We start from the raw sequence: 17,279 nt of genomic DNA, 5'->3' as shown, positions 1-17,279 counted from the left end.
GGTCAGGCTGCGGCGCCGGACAGCGCTACTTCAAGCGCTTAAGCAGTTCGTGTCCAACTGCGATTGCCGAAGCCGGGTTCTGGCCGGTAATCAATTCACGGTCGACAACGACATTGGGCGTCCACGGAGTGGTATTGCTGCGGTATTGCACCCCGGCTTGTTGCAGTGCGGTCTGCGGGTAGAGTTTCATCTCGCCACCGCCCAGTTGGGGCTTGGCCTGCTCTTCTTCCTGGTTGCTGATGACCGTGACCTGGTAGCCGCTGTAAATCCACTGCGGTGTACGTTTGGCCTGGCCAGATTCCAGCGCAGCCACGAAACCATTGGCATCCGGCAGCGTCGACAGCAAGGCAATCGGGCCGTGGCAGACCAACGCGGTCGTCTTGTTACGGCTGTGGAACTCGGTCAGCAGGCGCCCCAGCGCTGGACTCTTCAACAGATCCTGCATCGGCGCATGACCACCGGGGATATAAACTGCATCGAAACGGCCATAGCCCAGCTGTTCGATGCGCGCCAGACTGACCACCGGCGAGTTTTCCTTCGAAGTCAGCGCCAGTTGGTTGAGCAAGTCCTGGTGCACCTGCAGATCGACGGGATTGTTGTCGAAGTACATCGGATCGATGGATTTCGCGTCGACCGTCGGCGCTTTCCCAGTCGGCGTCGAAAACGTGACCCGATGGCCAGCATCGAGCAGCAGCTTGACTGGCTGCATCAGTTCATTGAGGTAAAACCCGGTCGGGAAGACCTTTCCGTCCTTCAGATCCAGATGGTTCTCATCGGACAAGACGACCAGCACATTGCCGGCCTGGGCCGTGGCTGTCGCGAAGACTATGGCTAGCATGGTCGCGAATTTGTACATCAACTTCATGGAAACGGAGGAGCTCTGACTCATGGCTGCAACCCTGTGATGAGGAATGGGCGTTACTGTATTCATCACCATTGAGGAGATAAACTGACCTAATGGAAAAACATTTGTTCTTTGGAGAGCAAAATGAGTCGAAAATTCGACTATCTGGGGGATGTTGAGGTCTTCATTGCCGTGGTCGAGCATGGCTCTTTCACCGCAGGCGCCGTGGCGCTATCGAGCACACCTTCGGTATTGAGTCGTGCCGTCGCCCGGCTGGAAGTACGCCTGGGACGGCAATTGTTGCAACGAACCACGCGCCGACTTGGTTTGACCGAAGCCGGACGACTCTATCTGGAGCAGACGCGCTCGGCCTTCTCGCTCCTGGAGGAAGCCGAACGCGATGTACAGGGCCAGGAGGGTGAGTTGGCCGGACGCGTTCGGCTCAGCGTGCCGACAACCTATGGGCACTACCGATTACCGCCGTTGCTGGCGCGCTTTGCCCGGCAATACCCGCAAGTACACGTCGAGCTGAACATCACCAACCGCAATGTCGATCTGGTAGCCGAGGGATTCGATCTCGCCATCCGTCTTGGTCACTTGCCCGACAGCGGCATGGTGGCGCGCAAGCTCGAGGACGCAGCATTGCTGCTGGTCGCGTCGCCCGAATACGTCGAACGAGCCGGTACGCCTCAGTCACTGGACGAATTGCAACGACATATGTGCCTGCCATTCGTAATGCCGCGGACGGGTCGCCTGGCGCCCTGGGTATTTCGCGATGGCGAGCGAGACATTGACTGGTTGCCCAGCTCGTCCATCGAAACCTCGGATGACGTGCTGGGTGTGGTGTCATTGGCCGAACAGGGCATCGGCATTTGCCAGAGCTACGAGTTCATCGTCCGTGACCGAATGGAACGCGGTCGGTTGGTGGAAATATTGCCTCACCTGCGGGGCCGGTCGCGACCATTCTCCTTGGTCTATGCACCCCATCGTCGTCAATCTGCGGCCGCGCGCGCCATGATTGACTTGCTATCGTCGAATGCCATCTCTGGACGCTCTTCTAAACCTCAAGTAGCAATTTGAGTCTGCCCGATCTGACGGGGTCGTGTTCGTTGGATCACGCGCAGACAGTCGGTCCCACCTTGGGCACTGGCATTAATACATGCACCACGCCAACCGCCAGCACCATCACCCCCGGCACACCCGCCGCACGCAAGGCCTGTTCGTCCAGTCGGGTTACATCACGCAACTGGACCCGCACTCGCGTTATCGCAATGCGCTGTTGCGACGCCAGGTTATCCAGCCCTCCCAGTGCGGCGATCACGCTCGACGGCAGGTCAGTAGAAAGCAGAGCAGTCACCTTCGGCTCATCCACCAGCAGATCCGGGGTCAATGCTTTCCAGAACGCCCGTTGCATTTTCTCGAACATGTTTAGTTCTCCAACACCTGTGAAGTTTCGACCATCGCCTGCTGCTGCAAAGACAAGACCTCGCGGACCTGCTCTGCACTCTCCAACCCAAGTACGTGATGCGCGACAGCCTGACAGTCGCTGAGCTCGACCTCGCGAATCGCGGCCTTGATCGCCGGAATCAGCGGCACGCTGACCGACAATTCATCCACCCCAAGCCCTAGCAACAGCGGCACCGCCAGAGTCTCCGAAGCCAGCGCGCCACACACCCCGACCCACTTGCCATGGGCATGGGCGGCCTTCACGGTGCTGGCGATCAGACGCAATACCGAGGGGTGAAAACTGTCGGCCTGGCTGGCCAGACGTGGGTGATCACGGTCCATGGCCAGGGTGTATTGGGTCAGGTCGTTGGTGCCGATGGAGAAGAAGTCCACCTCGGGGGCAAACAGGTCCGCCATCAATGCTGCGGACGGGACTTCGATCATGATGCCCAGTTTCGGCAGCTCCTTGAGCCCGAGCGCCAGCGCCTCTTCTTCCAGCATCTGCCGCGCCAGGCGCAGCTCCGACAACTGGCTGACCATCGGCAGCATGATGTGCAGCCGGGCCAGACCGGCGCTGCTCAGAATCGCCTGAAGTTGTTCGCGCAATAGCTGCGGACGCTCCAGACACAAGCGAATCCCGCGGATGCCTAGAAACGGATTGGCCTCGCTGTCCATTGGCACATAGGCCAGCGGTTTGTCGCCACCGACATCCAGCGTACGCACTACCAGATTGCGCTGCGGACCCAACGTACGAGCAATGGCGCTGTAGATGCTGGCCTGTTCATCAAGGCTCGGCGCCAGACTGCGCTGCTGATACAAAAACTCCGAACGCAGCAGGCCGACACCTTCAGCCCCGAGGTTCATGGCCTGCTCGGTTTCGGCCAGCGAAGCGACGTTGGCCGTGACCTCGAAGTGATGACCATCACGGGTGCAGGCCGCCAGCGAAGCCTGCTCGAGTTCGTGCAGATGCCGTTGCCGTTGCTGCTGTAGTTTGGCGTACAGCTGTTCGATAGCCGGCGCCGCCGGGTCTACGTGTAATTCGCCCTTGTCCGCATCGAGCAACACCCGAGTGCCACTGGCCAGCGACAACACCTGAATCGGCAAACCACACACCGCTGGCAAACCCAGGGCCCGAGCAAGTATTGCCACATGGCTGGTGGCACCGCCGCCCACGGTGGCGAAACCCAACACTTTGTCGGTATCCAGGGCAGCGGTCTGCGACGGTGTCAGTTGTTCGGCAATCAAAATCGCCTGATCCGGCAATTCCCAGATACCGTCCGGCACCCCAAGAATCAGCTTGAGCACACGCTGGCCGACATCCATCAGGTCCAACGCCCGCTCGGCCAACAACGTATTGCCCAGCGACTTGAACAACGTAGCGGTGGCGTCAGTTGCACTGTTCCAGGCAAACGCCGCGCTCTTGCCCTCAGCAATCAGGGCCTGAGCTTGTTCCAGCAGACTCGGGTCTTCCAGTAACTCCTGATGTGCCTTGAAGATATCCCCCTGCGCCTTACCTTGCGCGTTGTCGCGCAAGTGTTGCAGTGCCTGCGTCGCGCGGGTCAGCGCACGCTCCAGCGACTCACGCTCCAGAAACTGATCCGCGGCAAACTCAGGCACCTCCGGGGCGCGCTCAGCCACCTGCACCACGTGCCCAAAGGCCGTCCCCCCCGAAGCACAAACACCGCGCAACAGCTTCGTCGACACCTCCTGCGCCTGAACTACCGGCGCCACGACCGCCAACGCCGTCACGGCCTCACCGCAGCCATCCACCAGTAGTTGGGTCAGCGTGCGGATGGCCAATTCGGCATCCTCTCCCACCGCGCTGACCTGCAGCGCATCGCCGTGAACCGTCTGCAACGCCATGATCGCCACCAGCGACTTGGCGTTGGCGCTGTCCTGCTGCTTGTGCAGACAAATACTTGCCGTAAAACCTTTCGCCGCCTGCGCAAAAATCGCCGCCGGTCGTGCGTGCAGACCATTGGGGTTAGGCAGGCGGACCGGTTTGGAGAACAGCGCTTCGCCCTCCTCCTGCGCAACACTGGACCGCGGATCGCCAAGGCTCAGGCGTAACACGGGCTGCGCGCACGCCACCAGACCATTGTCAGGTGTCAGCAGGCTGAAGGGTTCGCCACTGACCAGCAGCATCAAGGTCAATAGGCTGCGGGCATGCAGGGCTACATAGTCGGCATCGAACTCGATCAACGGCTGTCCGGCCTCGACACGCTGGCCCTGCTCGACCAAGGCGCTGAACCCCTTACCCGCCAGGTTCACGGTGTCCAGACCAATGTGCAACAACACCTGTACGCCGCTGTCATCGGTGATGCTGATCGCATGGCCACTGTGTTGAAGATTGCTGACCACGCCGGCCAACGGCGCGCAAAGGGTCTGCGAGGTCGGATCGATGCACAGGCCGTCGCCGATCACCCGGCTGGCGAACACCGGATCCGGCACGTGATCAAGTGGCACCAGCACCCCGGACAGCGGCGCCAGCAATTGCAATGGTTGGGTTATGGTCATGACTTCACCTGCGGTTTTGTTCTTTGAAGTGCCGATGGAGCGCGGGCTCCGACAGCATCGCTTATTTCCACCAGTACTCGACTTGCAATCCGACGTTCGCACCATGCAGCGCCGTGCCGAACGCGCCGGTATCGGACAACGCGGAACCTTGTGCCAGTTCATTGGCCGCACGCTTGGCCGCTTCGTTCCAGCTGGCATAGGTGTAATACAAACGCACCTCGGGACGTTCCCAGAATCCCGGGCCTTTTGGCGACCAGGTCGGGACAAAGGTGAATTTACTCAACTTGCGCGTACCTCCTGAGGCCTCGACCTGATCGTGTCCCAGCTCGGTCACCAACTTGAATTGGTCGGTGATCGCGTAAGCCGGGCGAACGCCCAGGGAGATCCAGTTCTGGCCGTTACCGTCCGGGCGGATATCCTTCTGATAGACCGCTTCGACCTGACCACCAAAACGCGGTGTCACTTGCCAGTCGAAGAACTCCACCAGCCGGTAGCTCTTGTTGCTGTCGTTCAGGCCCACATCGCCGGTATAACCCAACCCGGTGCCAGGCCCTTCGCCGTATTGCAGCGCCAGTTTGTTCTTACCGCCGAGGAAGTTTTTCTGCACATGCTGGGCGGTGATTGCCCAACCGGCGTGCGCGTCGCTACGGTCGGGTTTTTCGATGTAACTCAGGCCAAATTCCAGTTCACCGCCGGGGTTGGTTTGAAAACCCGCGACGTTGAAATCCTGCCGGGTGACATAATCTTTCTGGTACAGGTTGTCCTTGCGCGAAAAGGCGTAGCTGTATTTCAGATCGCCGATCTTCACATCCTCGATACCACCACCCGTGGCGCTCTGGTTCCAGTAGTAGAAGTCGGAAATATGGATGTCGTTTCGCTTGTAGTAGCGACGACCGGCCCACAACGAACCACCATTGAGACTCGGCAAGTTCGACCATTGTGCGTACATCTGCGGCATGCGCACCGAACCGTTATCACCGTTGAACGTCAGGTCTTTGTCGTATTGGTTGTACAACGAAGCCATGCCGTCGACGCTCAGCACCGAGCCGTCGTCCAGGGTGTGCAAGTCCTGACGCAACTCCAGCTCCGCGTACTGCTCGCATTCGTTGCCCAAGCGGTATTTCGACTGGGCACCCTGCAGCTGAAAACACTGCTGAGAACCGCTGTTGACCGAGGTCCCGACACCGCTGCGCAAGTAACCGGCGAACTCCAAAGCCTGGGCCGAGAATGGCAACATCAGACACACGCACGATGTTGCAAGGTTGCGGTTAATTGTTGTTTTCAAGAGCCGCCTCATTATTTTTATTGTGTTCATCCGGCAAAATCTGCGCGCAAGAAACCCCGCGCAGAGCTCTGCGAGTTGTTTGAAGATGGTTTTTTTAGTAGTCGGTCAGGTGCAGGACGAACGACTCGTACGGCCGCAGAAACAGCTGTCGACTGCGTGTCTCACAATCCGGGAAATTGCTAATCACCAGGCGTTGCAACATGCAGTCGGTGATTACCCGCTCCGGCAACTCGACTTCACACGCCGTGCCATAGAAGTTATTCACCACCAGCAACCGCTCGCCTACGCCTTCACGCAGGTACACCCAGACTTGCGGGTGCGCGGGCAAGAGCTGGCGGTACACGCCGTCCTGAATCAGCGATTCGCTGCGGCGCAGGGCAATCAACTGGCGATAGTGGTGCAGCACCGAAGTCGTGTCGTCGAGTTGGTTTTCGACGTTGATCTGCGTGGCGTTGGCCGGCACACCAATCCATGGTTCGGCACTGCTGAAACCGGCATTGGGTTGCGTGTTCCAGTGCATCGGGGTGCGACTGTTGTCACGGGATTTCTGCATGATCGCGCTCATGCTCGACGCATCGGACTCCCCGGCATCACGCTTGAGCCGGAAGATGTTCAGCGTCTCGACATCGCGGTACTGCTCGATGCTCTCAAACCCCGGGTTGGTCATGCCCAACTCTTCACCCTGATAGATGAATGGCGTGCCCTGTAAAAAATGCAGCGCAGTGCCGAGCATTTTCGCCGACACCACGCGGTGTTCGCCGTCATCACCAAACCGCGAAACCACTCGCGGCTGATCGTGATTACACCAGAACAGTGCATTCCAGCCGCCACCGACCTGCATCCCGGTCTGCCAGTCGGAAAGGATGCGTTTGAGTTCGAGGAAGTCGAAGTCAGCGCGAACCCATTTCTGCAAGTTCGGGTAATCAACTTTCAGGTGATGAAAGTTGAAGGTCATCGACAGCTCTTTCGAGTCCGGCCGCGAGTAACGAATGCAATGTTCCAGGTTGGTTGAAGACATCTCGCCGACATTGATCAGGTCGTGGCCTTCGAAGACTTCACGGTGCATTTCCTGCAAGTAGTCGTGCACGTTCGGACCATCGGTGTAGAAGCGCCGACCATCGGTGTTGTCCTCGGGAAAGTCTGCTGGTTTGGAGATCAGGTTAATGACGTCCAGGCGGAAACCGCCCACACCCTTGTCACGCCAGAAGCGCATCAATTTGAACACTTCGGCACGCACCTGCGGGTTGTCCCAATTCAGGTCAGCCTGGGTGCGATCGAACAGGTGCAGAAAGTACTGACCGGTTTGCGCCTCGTACTCCCAGGCGGAACCGCCGAACTTGGATTCCCAGTTGTTCGGCTGATCACGCCAGATGTAGAAGTCACGGTACGGGTTATCAAGGCTGCTGCGCGCTTGCTGAAACCAGATGTGCTCGACGGAAGTGTGGTTGACCACAATATCGAGCATCAGCTTGATGCCCCGCCTGCCGGCCTCGGCGATCAGCAACTCGCAGTCAGCCATGGTCCCGTAGCTTGGATCGATGGCGTAGTAGTCACTGATGTCGTACCCGTTGTCGCGCTGGGGCGAACGCAGGAACGGGGTAATCCACAGACAATCGACACCCAGCCATTGCAGGTAATCGAGCTTGGCCACCACCCCGAGCAGATCACCTGTGGGGTTGCCGGCGTGGCTGTGAAAACTCTTCGGGTAGATCTGGTAGATCACCGAGCGTTGCCAGTCTTGCATGACTGAGTTCCTTCAGTAAGTTTTGTATCGGCCTTGCGGGCCTCATCGCGGGCAAGCCCGCTCCCACAGTTGATCGCGTTCCAATGTGGGAGCGGGCTTGCCCGCGAATGGATCTTTCAGGCGACTCGATATCCAGGCCGGACAATCTTCATGCTCAAGCCACAGGTCAAAACGAACGGCACGATCATGGTGATGATCATCCCGACCACAAACATCGGGATATATTGCGGGATGATCGAGATGAAACCGGGCAAACCACCGACACCGATCGCCGAGGCCTGAACCTTGTTCAGCGACAGAAACATGCAGCCCAGCGCCGAGCCGATCAACGCTGCGTAGAACGGAAATTTGTAGCGCAGGTTGACGCCGAACATGGCCGGTTCGGTGATGCCGAAATAGGCGGAAATCGCTGAGGTCGAGGCCATGCTTTTATCCCGCGCACTGCGGGTCATGTAGAACACCCCGAGTGCCGCGCTGCCTTGTGCGAGGTTAGACATGACGATCATCGGCCAGATGAAGGTGCCGCCCTGAGTGGAAATAAGCTGTAAGTCGACGGCGAGGAACATGTGGTGCATGCCGGTGATCACCAGCGGTGCATACAGCAGACCGAAAATCGCCCCGCCGACCATAGGCGCCAGGTCGAACAAGGTCACCACGCCTTCGGTGATCAGAATCCCCAGGTGACGGGTCACCGGACCGATCACGGCCAGGGCCAACACCCCGGTGACGACGATCGTGGTAATCGGCACCACCAGCAGTTGAATGGCATTGGGTACCCGCGCCCGCAGCCATTTTTCAATGACGCTCATGACGTAGGCGGCCAGCAGGATCGGCAGAATCTGCCCTTGGTAGCCGACCTTCTCGATCTTGAACCAGCCAAAAATATCGAAATACGGCAGGCTCTGGCCGTCGAGCCCGGCCACCGCCTTGCCGTAGTTCCAGGCGTTGAGCAGGTCCGGGTGAACCAGCATCAGGCCAAGCACGATGCCAAGGATTTCACTGCCGCCAAAGCGCTTGGCAGCCGACCAGCCGACCAGCGCCGGGAGGAAAACGAACGAGGTGTTGGCCATCAGATTGATCAAGCTCCAGACACCGTCCAGCGTCGGGTAAGCCTCAAGCAGGGTTTTGCCCGCAATGAACATGCCTTTGGCGCCGATCAGGTTGTTCACGCCCATCAACAGCCCGGCAATGATCAGCGCCGGTAGAATCGGCATGAACACATCGGAGAACACCCGCACCAGACGCTGCATGGCGTTGGTTTTATCGACGCCCGTTTGTTTCACGTCGGCGATGGTCGACGCAGCAAGCCCCGTCTGCTCGCGCAGCGCGGCATAGACCTTCTCGACCTCGCCAGGACCGATGACGACTTGAAACAGTCCGCCGGTGAAAAACGAGCCTTTGACCAGGTCGACCTGATTCAGCGTCGTACTGTTGACCCGCTGTGGGTCTTTGAGGGCCAGGCGCAGGCGCGTGACGCAATGTGCGGCCTGTTCAAGGTTGTCAGCACCACCGAGGCTATGAAGCAGCTCGCTGGCGATAGTCGCGTAATCGTGGCTCATGCTTTTCCATCCGCTGTGTTTTTGTTGTTTGGCAGCACACCGAAGCGAAAAATACTCGTCTGTACGAGTTAAAGCAACAACTCGTACAGACGAGTTTGAGTTTATTTATCCATGTCCCGCCCAACGGCGATGTTTCTGACAGCCAGGACTACCCCGCCATTTGTGCAATAGACAAACCCTCACGCGTTCCCTAAGGTTCCTCCCTTGAGCACAACGCAGCCATTCCCATGAGCAAATACAACCAGATCTACAGCGATCTGCTTACCAGCATCACCACCGAACGACTGGAACGCGGTGCCCGTCTGCCTTCCGAAACCGAATTGATGGAGAGTTACCGGGCCAGTCGCGGCACCGTGCGCCAAGCCATAGAACTGCTTCAGGAACGCGGTTTCGCGCAAAAAATTCATGGTAAAGGCACCTTCGTGCTGTCGCCCAATCCGATCGAATTCCAGCTCGGCGGCATCGTCAGTTTCCAGGAAACCCACCCAAGGCTGGGCAATGACGTCAGCACCGAGGTGGTGGCGTTCGAGCAGTTCCCCCTGCAAGGTGCCTTGCGTGAACACCTGAAAGCCGAAGAAGGTAGCCTGATCACGCGGATCAAACGCGTGCGTCGAATCGATGGCAAACGGGTCATCCTCGACATCAACCACTTCGTCGCCGATCTCATTCCGGGGCTGAATTGCGAGATTGCCGAGCATTCGATCTATGCCTTCATCGAACAGACACTGCATCTGCAAATCAGCTACGCCCAGCGCACCATCGAAGCCGTACCGCGAGGCAAGGACGACCAGCAGCACCTTGATCTTGAGGGGCAGAGCCATGTGATCGTGGTCAGCAACCAGACCTTTTTGCAGGACGGCCGGCAGTTCGAGTACACCGAGTCGAGGCATACCCTGGACAAGTTTTACTTTTCGGACGTGGCTAGACGATGAAAGCATCCGCAGCTGGCTCATGCTGCGGCGGATGCAGAGCCCTGACATGAAAAACCCCGGAAGGTCCGAACGATAGTTTCTGTACTACCCGAGCGGCCCCGACGCCTGACCGTGAATGACACGCAGAAACTCAACCGCGCACCAGGTAGGCCCCTGACGGAACCCGGTCTCGCAGTTTCTTGCATTTGCCGGGTGCGGGCTGATGTCCCGGCGGGCGATCAGGAAACCAGATCCGGCATTTACCCGGAGGCGGTAAATGGCCGCGGGGAATCTCAACCTCATCGTGCGCAGGCTCTGACTCGACGGAAGCCATTTGCAACTCTCCTTCCGGCCGAGGCCTGCCAGCCGTCGGTGAATCCAATACCCGGTCTGCCTTTGCGTGAGCGAAGCTGCCAGTGTCCTGTGTGGATTGTTCAGCAACGCCCTTTTCTGCTTCGTGGCGCCACTGGGCTTGCTCATCCTGCCCCTTCTGTACTGCGACCGGGTTTCCTATGGTTTGGGGCGGGGTACCCGAAGACTGGGCCTGCTGCGCCGCCTGGATCAATTGGAAGTTACGGTTGCGTAATTCGACGTTGCGACCAACCCGCATGTTCGAGCGCGCCGCCAGGGTTTCAGCCTGCTGGTACTGCCCCTGCTGAAGACGCAACACACCGAGGTAATGCAACGTCGCAGGATTATTCGGCTGAATATGCAGGGCACGTTCCAGCGTCGCAGCAGCTTGGTCCAACTGGCCATTTTCATATTGCCGCGAGGCGGTTTCGATCAGGGTGGTGGATGCGTTGTTACTTTGCGCTGGCACTCTCCGCTCGGCAGCAACCGAAGAAAGCGACGCGAAGGCGCAGAGCGCCATGAGGAGACCCGGTAGTAAACTTTTTGTTGGCATCAGGGGTGGACTCGACTGATCTCGGACGGCACTGCCGTAAAACAGGCCACCAGCGCTGCTCGGCATTTCCGATACAGGGCCCCTATCGACCTGGCCAGTGACCTGAAGTTCCTGCTGCAACGACCGTCGCACCAGCATCATTTTCCAAAAGACCGCTCAGTGACGCCGTTGGCTATTTAAGCAGCGTCCCCCTAGAACTTTTCCTTATTTATCGGTCTATGTGGACAGGCACATTCGCTCGGTAAGCGCCCCCCCACACAGGCTTCCCGCGGCCAGATGGTCACACGTCAAAATGTCAATCAGAGGTAGTCTTCGCTCATGAAATTCCATGACCCACGGATGGTGCTCTTCGGCCTGTTCGCGTTCGCGGCAGTGGGCTCGGCATCAGCAACACAGATGAAGACCTCAACCCCTGTTTTCGCAACTGAAGTCGCAGTAGTTCAGGTTCCGGTCCACGATGCCGGCAACCCTTGGCCGACCTTGGTCAGTACAGCCGGCAGCCAGCCAGGGCCGTTGCTTGCCCATGACGACCGATACTGGCATGACGGCCATTGGCACGATCGTAGAGACAATTGGCGCAGAGACGACTGGCGTAGAGATAACTGGCGTAGAGAGCAAGCCCGCCGAGAAGCAGAACGCCGTCGTTATTGGGAGCGCCACCAGGATCGGGCCATGTGGCACCGCTACGATGACGATCACCGCTACTATCGTCGCTAGCGCTAGCTCACCATAGGCCGATGAAAACAACGAGACATTCGTCATTAGCTAACTGCGTTCGCATGAGCATTTTTACCTGCTTCTGCAGCAGAAATTGGTAAGGCGTCTAATATTGAAATGCCAAAGATCGCTCCATCCCATGTTTGCGTAATCTAGCGAGGGACCGTTGGCATGCAGGCGGTTCCAACAGCGGACCGGTGCTGGCTTGATGGATTCAATCCTGGAGGGAGCCATGAGCAACCCCATCGCCACTGGCGAGCCACCTGAAGCCGTTCGCCTCATGGTCAAGGTCTACGCCTTCTTGCTGCTCGCAGGTTTTGCGCTTGTTCCCGGCTATCTGATTGGCTACTTATACTTCTTTCAGGACCCCACGCTTGTATTCGAGAACCATCTGTTCCATATAGTTGCGATCACGGCAGCCACCTTGGCAGGCTCGTTTGTTACTTACGTAACGTGGCGCTGCTATCAGTCATCGGGAGATCCGCTACTGCGATGGATGACGCTTGGTTTTCTCGGTTTTGTCCTGATCTACGCGTTGCACGGTGCGCTCACTGGGCAAGCACACCACAATATCTGGCTCTTCCTGCTTTATGGGCCGGCCTCTCGACTGGTCATGTCGATTCTGTTGTTAGTCGGAATGCTGTCGTACCACCGCCCACCGGATACCGCGGACCAGCGAATGAAGGCCCGCTCCTGGTTGATCTGGATAGGACTGTTCCTGCTGGTTGACGCGGCAGTCGCGTACGTCGCGAATACGCCGATCGCCGGCAATCTCGCGGTGCGCCTCTCGATGGAAGGGGGTGCCCTCGTTCTTTCCACATTGACCGTGACAATGCTCCTGATGCGCCGTATCCGTTCGCCGCTGATGATGATTTTTGTCATCTCGGTCACCGCATTCGCGCTGTCATCTCTTGCCTTCATCCTTGCACGCCCGTGGAACCATATGTGGTGGCTCGCTCATGCGATCTTCGCCGGTGGATTCTTCATGTTGAGCTATGGGGTAGTGCAAGCGTTCCTCACCACACGGTCGTTCTCGAAAATTTACAGCCAAGAGGAGTTGATGGTGCGTCTTGCCGAATCGATGGCGTATACCGAGAGCGCCCTGCAGGAACTCCAGCGCGCCAATCAAGAGCTTGGACACCTTGCAGCGACTGATCCACTGACAGGCGCTGATAATCGGCGTCGGTTCATGGAGCGGGTCGAAGTCGAAATTGGCCGGACACTACGCGACGGTGCACCGTTCTCCGTATTGGCACTCGATCTGGATAATTTCAAGTCCATCAACGATCGCTTCGGGCATCAGGTTGGCGATGACATCCTGAAGAGTTTCGTGGAGATATGCCTCGATTCGATCCGGCCGTATGACGGCGTAGCCCGAGTGGGCGGGGAAGAATTCATGATACTGCTACCTCAAACTTCGCTTGAAGGCGCGCACGTAATCGCTGAGCGTCTGCGCAGCACCGTTGCTGATAATTCTTTTCATGGCCTGCAGCGGTCAACCACGGTCACAGTGAGCATCGGCGTATCGCAATTCGGCCGCGACGGCGACACCATCGGGGCAATTCTGCATACAGCCGATCAACGCCTGTATCACGCTAAACACGAAGGTCGTAACCGTGTGGTCGCTACCATCAAAACCAGCCTTCAATCTCTGCCCTGACTATCGTTTCGAAGTCGCTGGGAGAAAACACCATGTCCCTCGCTCTCAGAAATCTATTCGCCCTTGCTTTGGGTGTGTTCTTTTGCACAGCAGCGTGCAGTCAAGGGGCAGCAGACCCCAATCACCCGCCGGCAATACTTCCATTGGAATCCGAGACAGTGCCAAAACTCATTGCCTATCCGCCGCTTGCCGAGCCGCTCGCTCGCGGGGTCGTCATTATCCAGTATCGAACAGAGCACGCCAGGATCATGCCGGTATTTGGTAAAGCGGCTGCTGATGTATCACCACGTCTCGGTCACCTTCACGTGACCGTCGACGACTGGAAAGGTACATGGGCGCATACCAGTGAAGACCCGATTATCCTGGTCGGACTGAAACCCGGCACTCACAAAATTCTACTTGAAGTGGCCGACCCGACTCACAAGATCCTCACCAGTACGACAGTGAGTTTTATAGTTCCGGAGAAAAAATCAACGGACGCCCCTCACATTGACGATGGTCATGCAGTAAAACCATAGCTGCTGTTCACAACACAGTTGTGGCGCGCGGCTCGTCCGCGCCCTGCTCCGCGCTCGTCGCGGCCTGCCCGGTGCGTTCGTGAATGTGCGCGGTCGGCGTGCGGTCGATCAGGAGACTGAGTAATTCCGGACGATTGTAGTGGCCGGCCGAGTCCATCAACATCTTGCGGCGATCGATCAGCGTAAAATCCAGATCGGCGATGACCTCACCTTCACCGGACCGCAATGGTTCGCCCAGCAGCATGCCGTCGGGTGCCACGATCGCGGTGAAGCAACCGCCCGAGATCGGACCGATCTCACAGCCGGTGTCCTTCATGATTTGCGCCTGCTGGTCGGCGTCCAGCCAGGCCGTTGCATTCACGACGAAGCACCCGGACTCCAGGGCATGCTGGCGAATATTGATTTCCATCCTTTGGGCAAACCCTTCGCCGAAGGCAGAACCCGGGTACATGGCTGAATGGATCTGCTCGCCGTCAGCAATCAACGCATAGCGCGCCAGCGGATTGTTGTGTTCAAAGCACGCCAACTGACCAATGCGGCCGATCTTGCTGTCGACGGCGCATAAGCCCGACCCGTCGCCCTGCCCCCAGATCATGCGCTCGAAATGGGTAGGCGTGATCTTGCGGCGGCGCTGGATCAGCGTGCCGTCGGCGTCGAAGAGCAATTGTGTGTTGTACAGGGTTCCACCGTCACGCTCATTGACGCCGATGGACACCACCATGCCCGCCTTGCGCGCAGCCTCGCCAATCGCGTCGGTCGCAGGGGACGGAACCGTCACGGCCTGGTCGAGCAGCTTCAGATACTCGGTTCCGGCCAACAGCTGCATGGGCGTCTGAACTGCCGAAAAGTACGGGTAGTACGGCACCACGGTCTCCGGGAAGGTGGCGAACTGCACCCCCTGCTGGCCAAGCTCGAGGATCTTCTGCACGACCTTTTCGACGGTTGCCTCACGGCTGTAGAGAACCGGGCTTATCTGAACGGCGGCGGCTTTGACGATTTTCATTGCAAACTCCTTGACTGGTGAGGACATCTCGATGCTCACCTCACCAGCCGCTTCGTGTTGAATGTCTAAAGTCACGCTCGACCTAATGTTGCATGTGCAAATACCGTGTGGTGCGAGCCCAACTCCCGATGACCGTATTCGAACGCCCGGATGTATCCCGCATGTGTCGGGGAAGGTGTTTTTTGTTCGCACGTGTTTCGAGATGTACTGCAGATACATTGCAATACAAAGATGCAGGTGACATGACGGCCTGGATCAATACTCGGGTTGAAGCTATACCGAAAGGGTTCAGAGTGGGGATGGTCCACACGCCCGATTAGCGACTGAGGAGAACTTCGCGGTGTCGAATCAGCTGGTCATACGCAACATGACCCGTCCCGAGCTGGACGAGCTCGTCGATTGGGCTGCCCGTGAGGGTTGGAATCCCGGCCTTCACGATGCCGAGCTGTTCTGGGCTACGGACCCTGCCGCCTTCATCGCGGCATGCCGGGGCGGCGAATTGATCGGCGGCGGTGCCATCACCTCCTACAATGGCGAATTCGGTTTCATGGGCTTTTTCATCGTCCGGCCTGAATATCGCGGTCAAGGTCTGGGCAATACCCTCTGGCACGCACGCCGCGAGCGACTCCTCGCCCGCCTGCGCCCAGGTGCGAGCATCGGCATGGACGGCGTCTTCGCGATGCAGGACTACTACGCCAAGGGTGGTTTCGCTTTCTCCCATCGCAACCTGCGTTTTCGTGCCGAGATCACCGAGCGCCCGACGACCTCGCAGGTAAACGACCTGGACATCGTCCCGTTGGCGACCTTCCCGTTCGATCAGGTTGTCGATTACGACCGCACTTGCTTCCCCGCCGCGCGCGCAACCTTCCTGAGCGGGTGGATAGCCCAGGCCGATGCACTCGCCGTGGGTTGCCGGCGCGAGGGCAGGCTTAGCGGCTATGGCGTAATAAGGCGCTGCCGGGAAGGCTGCAAGATCGGCCCCTTGTTCGCCGATGACGCCCTGGCGGCCAATGCCCTCTACGCACGCCTGGCGGAATTTGCGCAGGGTGGCCCGCTGTTTCTCGATGCCCCGGAGAATAACCCCGCCGCCATGGCGCTCGTGCGCCAACAGGGCATGACCGAGGTTTTCGGCTGCGCACGCATGTACCTCGGCCCTCCTCCAGCGATCGCGCACGAACGTGTGTTCGGCGTCACCACCTTCGAGCTCGGCTGATGTCCGCCCGCGACCTCATCGGTTATGGCGGCCGCCCACCCAACCCGCGATGGCCCGGTGAGGCGCGCGTCGCGGTCCAGTTCGTACTCAACATCGAAGAAGGTGCGGAATCCTGCATCCTCAATGGCGATGCGCAGTCGGAGGCCTGGCTTCACGAGCTACCGGGCCGCCCGCCGCGTGTGGGGGAACCGGACTTGAGCGTCGAGGGCATGTACGAATACGGATCGCGCGCAGGTGTGTGGCGCATTCTGCAGCTGTTCAGCGCCCGAGGCCTGCCACTGACCGCCTTCGCCGTCGGCCGGGCACTGGAACTCACCCCGGCAATTGGCCATGCGCTCTGCGCTGCCGGGCATGAGATTGCCGGGCATGGCTACCGTTGGCTGGACTATCGCGACATGCCTGAAGACCAGGAGCGGCACCATATCCAACTCACCCTCGACGTGATCAAGCAAATCTGCGGTAAACGCCCCGTAGGTTGGTACACAGGAAGGGTCAGCCAGAACACCCGCCGCCTGTTGCGTGAGGAAGGCGGGTTTCTCTATAGCTCAGACGCCTACAACGATGATCTGCCCTATTGGCTCCCAGGCTCGCCCGCCCACCTGGTGATCCCTTACACGCTGGTCAACAACGATGCCCGCTATCTGCTGCCGAACGGTTTCGCCTGCGGTGAAGACTTCTTCCGGCTGCTCAAGGATGCTTTCGACCTGCTGTGGCAGGAAGGCGCGCAACACCCGAAGATGATGAGCGTCGGCCTGCATGGGCGGATCAGTGGCCATCCTGGTCGAGCGATGGCGCTGGCGCGCTTTCTCGATTACGTGCAAGGCCACGACGCGGTGTGGATCTGCCGGCGCGAAGAGATTGCCAGGCACTGGATAACCCAATTCCCCGCCTGAGCGGCAAGTGGTTCGGATTCTGCACCGGGTCTGGCAGACCAGGACGCTCTACGATGAAACCACCT

Annotated in this window: 15 protein-coding genes; 7 read left to right on the top strand and 8 right to left on the bottom strand. The window is 58.7% G+C overall.

Annotated elements, in window-relative coordinates; all coding sequences use genetic code 11:
• Positions 1-25 precede the first annotated feature (25 nt).
• On the bottom strand, positions 26-865 hold the full coding sequence (locus tag ABIA48_RS00595) for a type 1 glutamine amidotransferase domain-containing protein (protein ID WP_429492759.1): 840 nt from the start codon (positions 863-865) through the stop codon (positions 26-28).
• 123 nt (positions 866-988) lie between these two features.
• Here ABIA48_RS00595 and ABIA48_RS00590 point away from each other — a divergent pair, with 123 nt between their 5' ends.
• Positions 989-1,924: a LysR family transcriptional regulator gene (locus tag ABIA48_RS00590; protein ID WP_429486461.1), complete on the top strand. Its 936-nt coding sequence runs from the start codon at positions 989-991 to the stop codon at positions 1,922-1,924.
• 34 nt (positions 1,925-1,958) lie between these two features.
• Here ABIA48_RS00590 and ABIA48_RS00585 read toward each other — a convergent pair whose 3' ends face one another.
• From ABIA48_RS00585 to treP, 5 genes are all read right to left on the bottom strand, one after another.
• Positions 1,959-2,270, bottom strand: coding sequence for a PTS transporter subunit EIIB (locus ABIA48_RS00585; RefSeq protein WP_429486459.1), 312 nt, complete (start codon positions 2,268-2,270; stop codon positions 1,959-1,961).
• A 2-nt stretch (positions 2,271-2,272) separates the two neighbouring features.
• The gene (gene ptsP, locus ABIA48_RS00580; RefSeq protein WP_429486457.1) at positions 2,273-4,807 is read right to left on the bottom strand and encodes a phosphoenolpyruvate--protein phosphotransferase; all 2,535 of its coding nucleotides are present in this window, start codon (positions 4,805-4,807) and stop codon (positions 2,273-2,275) included.
• 61 nt (positions 4,808-4,868) lie between these two features.
• On the bottom strand, positions 4,869-6,092 hold the full coding sequence (locus tag ABIA48_RS00575) for a maltoporin (RefSeq protein ID WP_429486455.1): 1,224 nt from the start codon (positions 6,090-6,092) through the stop codon (positions 4,869-4,871).
• A 94-nt stretch (positions 6,093-6,186) separates the two neighbouring features.
• Entirely contained in the window at positions 6,187-7,836 is a 1,650-nt protein-coding gene (gene treC / locus ABIA48_RS00570; protein ID WP_429486453.1) for an alpha,alpha-phosphotrehalase, read from the bottom strand.
• A gap of 116 nt (positions 7,837-7,952) precedes the next feature.
• Positions 7,953-9,395: a PTS system trehalose-specific EIIBC component gene (gene treP / locus ABIA48_RS00565; protein ID WP_429486451.1), complete on the bottom strand. Its 1,443-nt coding sequence runs from the start codon at positions 9,393-9,395 to the stop codon at positions 7,953-7,955.
• Positions 9,396-9,622: 227 nt separating this feature from the next.
• Between treP and treR the strand changes: the two genes are divergently transcribed.
• Positions 9,623-10,327 (top strand): trehalose operon repressor, encoded by a 705-nt coding sequence (gene treR / locus ABIA48_RS00560; RefSeq protein WP_007986558.1) that lies wholly within the window; start codon positions 9,623-9,625, stop codon positions 10,325-10,327.
• Positions 10,328-10,457: 130 nt separating this feature from the next.
• Here the strand turns inward: treR and ABIA48_RS00555 are convergent, their stop codons facing one another.
• Positions 10,458-11,210 carry a tetratricopeptide repeat protein gene (locus ABIA48_RS00555; RefSeq protein ID WP_429492757.1) on the bottom strand — a complete coding sequence of 251 codons (753 nt, stop codon included), beginning with the start codon at positions 11,208-11,210 and terminating at the stop codon, positions 10,458-10,460.
• Between the two features lie 318 nt (positions 11,211-11,528).
• On the opposite strand from ABIA48_RS00555, the gene ABIA48_RS00550 reads away from it, so the two are divergent.
• From ABIA48_RS00550 to ABIA48_RS00540, 3 genes are all read left to right on the top strand, one after another.
• Positions 11,529-11,927: a hypothetical protein gene (locus ABIA48_RS00550; RefSeq protein ID WP_429486450.1), complete on the top strand. Its 399-nt coding sequence runs from the start codon at positions 11,529-11,531 to the stop codon at positions 11,925-11,927.
• Positions 11,928-12,159: 232 nt separating this feature from the next.
• Entirely contained in the window at positions 12,160-13,587 is a 1,428-nt protein-coding gene (locus ABIA48_RS00545) for a GGDEF domain-containing protein (RefSeq protein ID WP_429486448.1), read from the top strand.
• A 32-nt stretch (positions 13,588-13,619) separates the two neighbouring features.
• Positions 13,620-14,105 carry a DUF6130 family protein gene (locus ABIA48_RS00540; protein ID WP_429486446.1) on the top strand — a complete coding sequence of 162 codons (486 nt, stop codon included), beginning with the start codon at positions 13,620-13,622 and terminating at the stop codon, positions 14,103-14,105.
• A gap of 7 nt (positions 14,106-14,112) precedes the next feature.
• Here ABIA48_RS00540 and ABIA48_RS00535 read toward each other — a convergent pair whose 3' ends face one another.
• Complete coding sequence (locus tag ABIA48_RS00535) at positions 14,113-15,108, bottom strand: carbon-nitrogen hydrolase family protein (protein ID WP_429486444.1); 996 nt, start codon at positions 15,106-15,108, stop codon at positions 14,113-14,115.
• Positions 15,109-15,448: 340 nt separating this feature from the next.
• Here ABIA48_RS00535 and ABIA48_RS00530 point away from each other — a divergent pair, with 340 nt between their 5' ends.
• Positions 15,449-16,321, top strand: coding sequence for a GNAT family N-acetyltransferase (locus ABIA48_RS00530; protein WP_429486442.1), 873 nt, complete (start codon positions 15,449-15,451; stop codon positions 16,319-16,321).
• The gene (gene puuE / locus ABIA48_RS00525) at positions 16,321-17,214 is read left to right on the top strand and encodes an allantoinase PuuE (RefSeq protein ID WP_429486441.1); all 894 of its coding nucleotides are present in this window, start codon (positions 16,321-16,323) and stop codon (positions 17,212-17,214) included. Before ABIA48_RS00530 ends, puuE begins: the two co-directional genes overlap by 1 nt.
• The last annotated feature ends 65 nt before the right edge of the window (positions 17,215-17,279 follow it).

Source organism: Pseudomonas sp. S30_BP2TU TE3576 (assembly GCF_050436025.1).
Classification (GTDB): Bacteria; Pseudomonadota; Gammaproteobacteria; order Pseudomonadales; family Pseudomonadaceae; genus Aquipseudomonas.
This window is presented reverse-complemented; position numbering and strand designations above follow the sequence as displayed.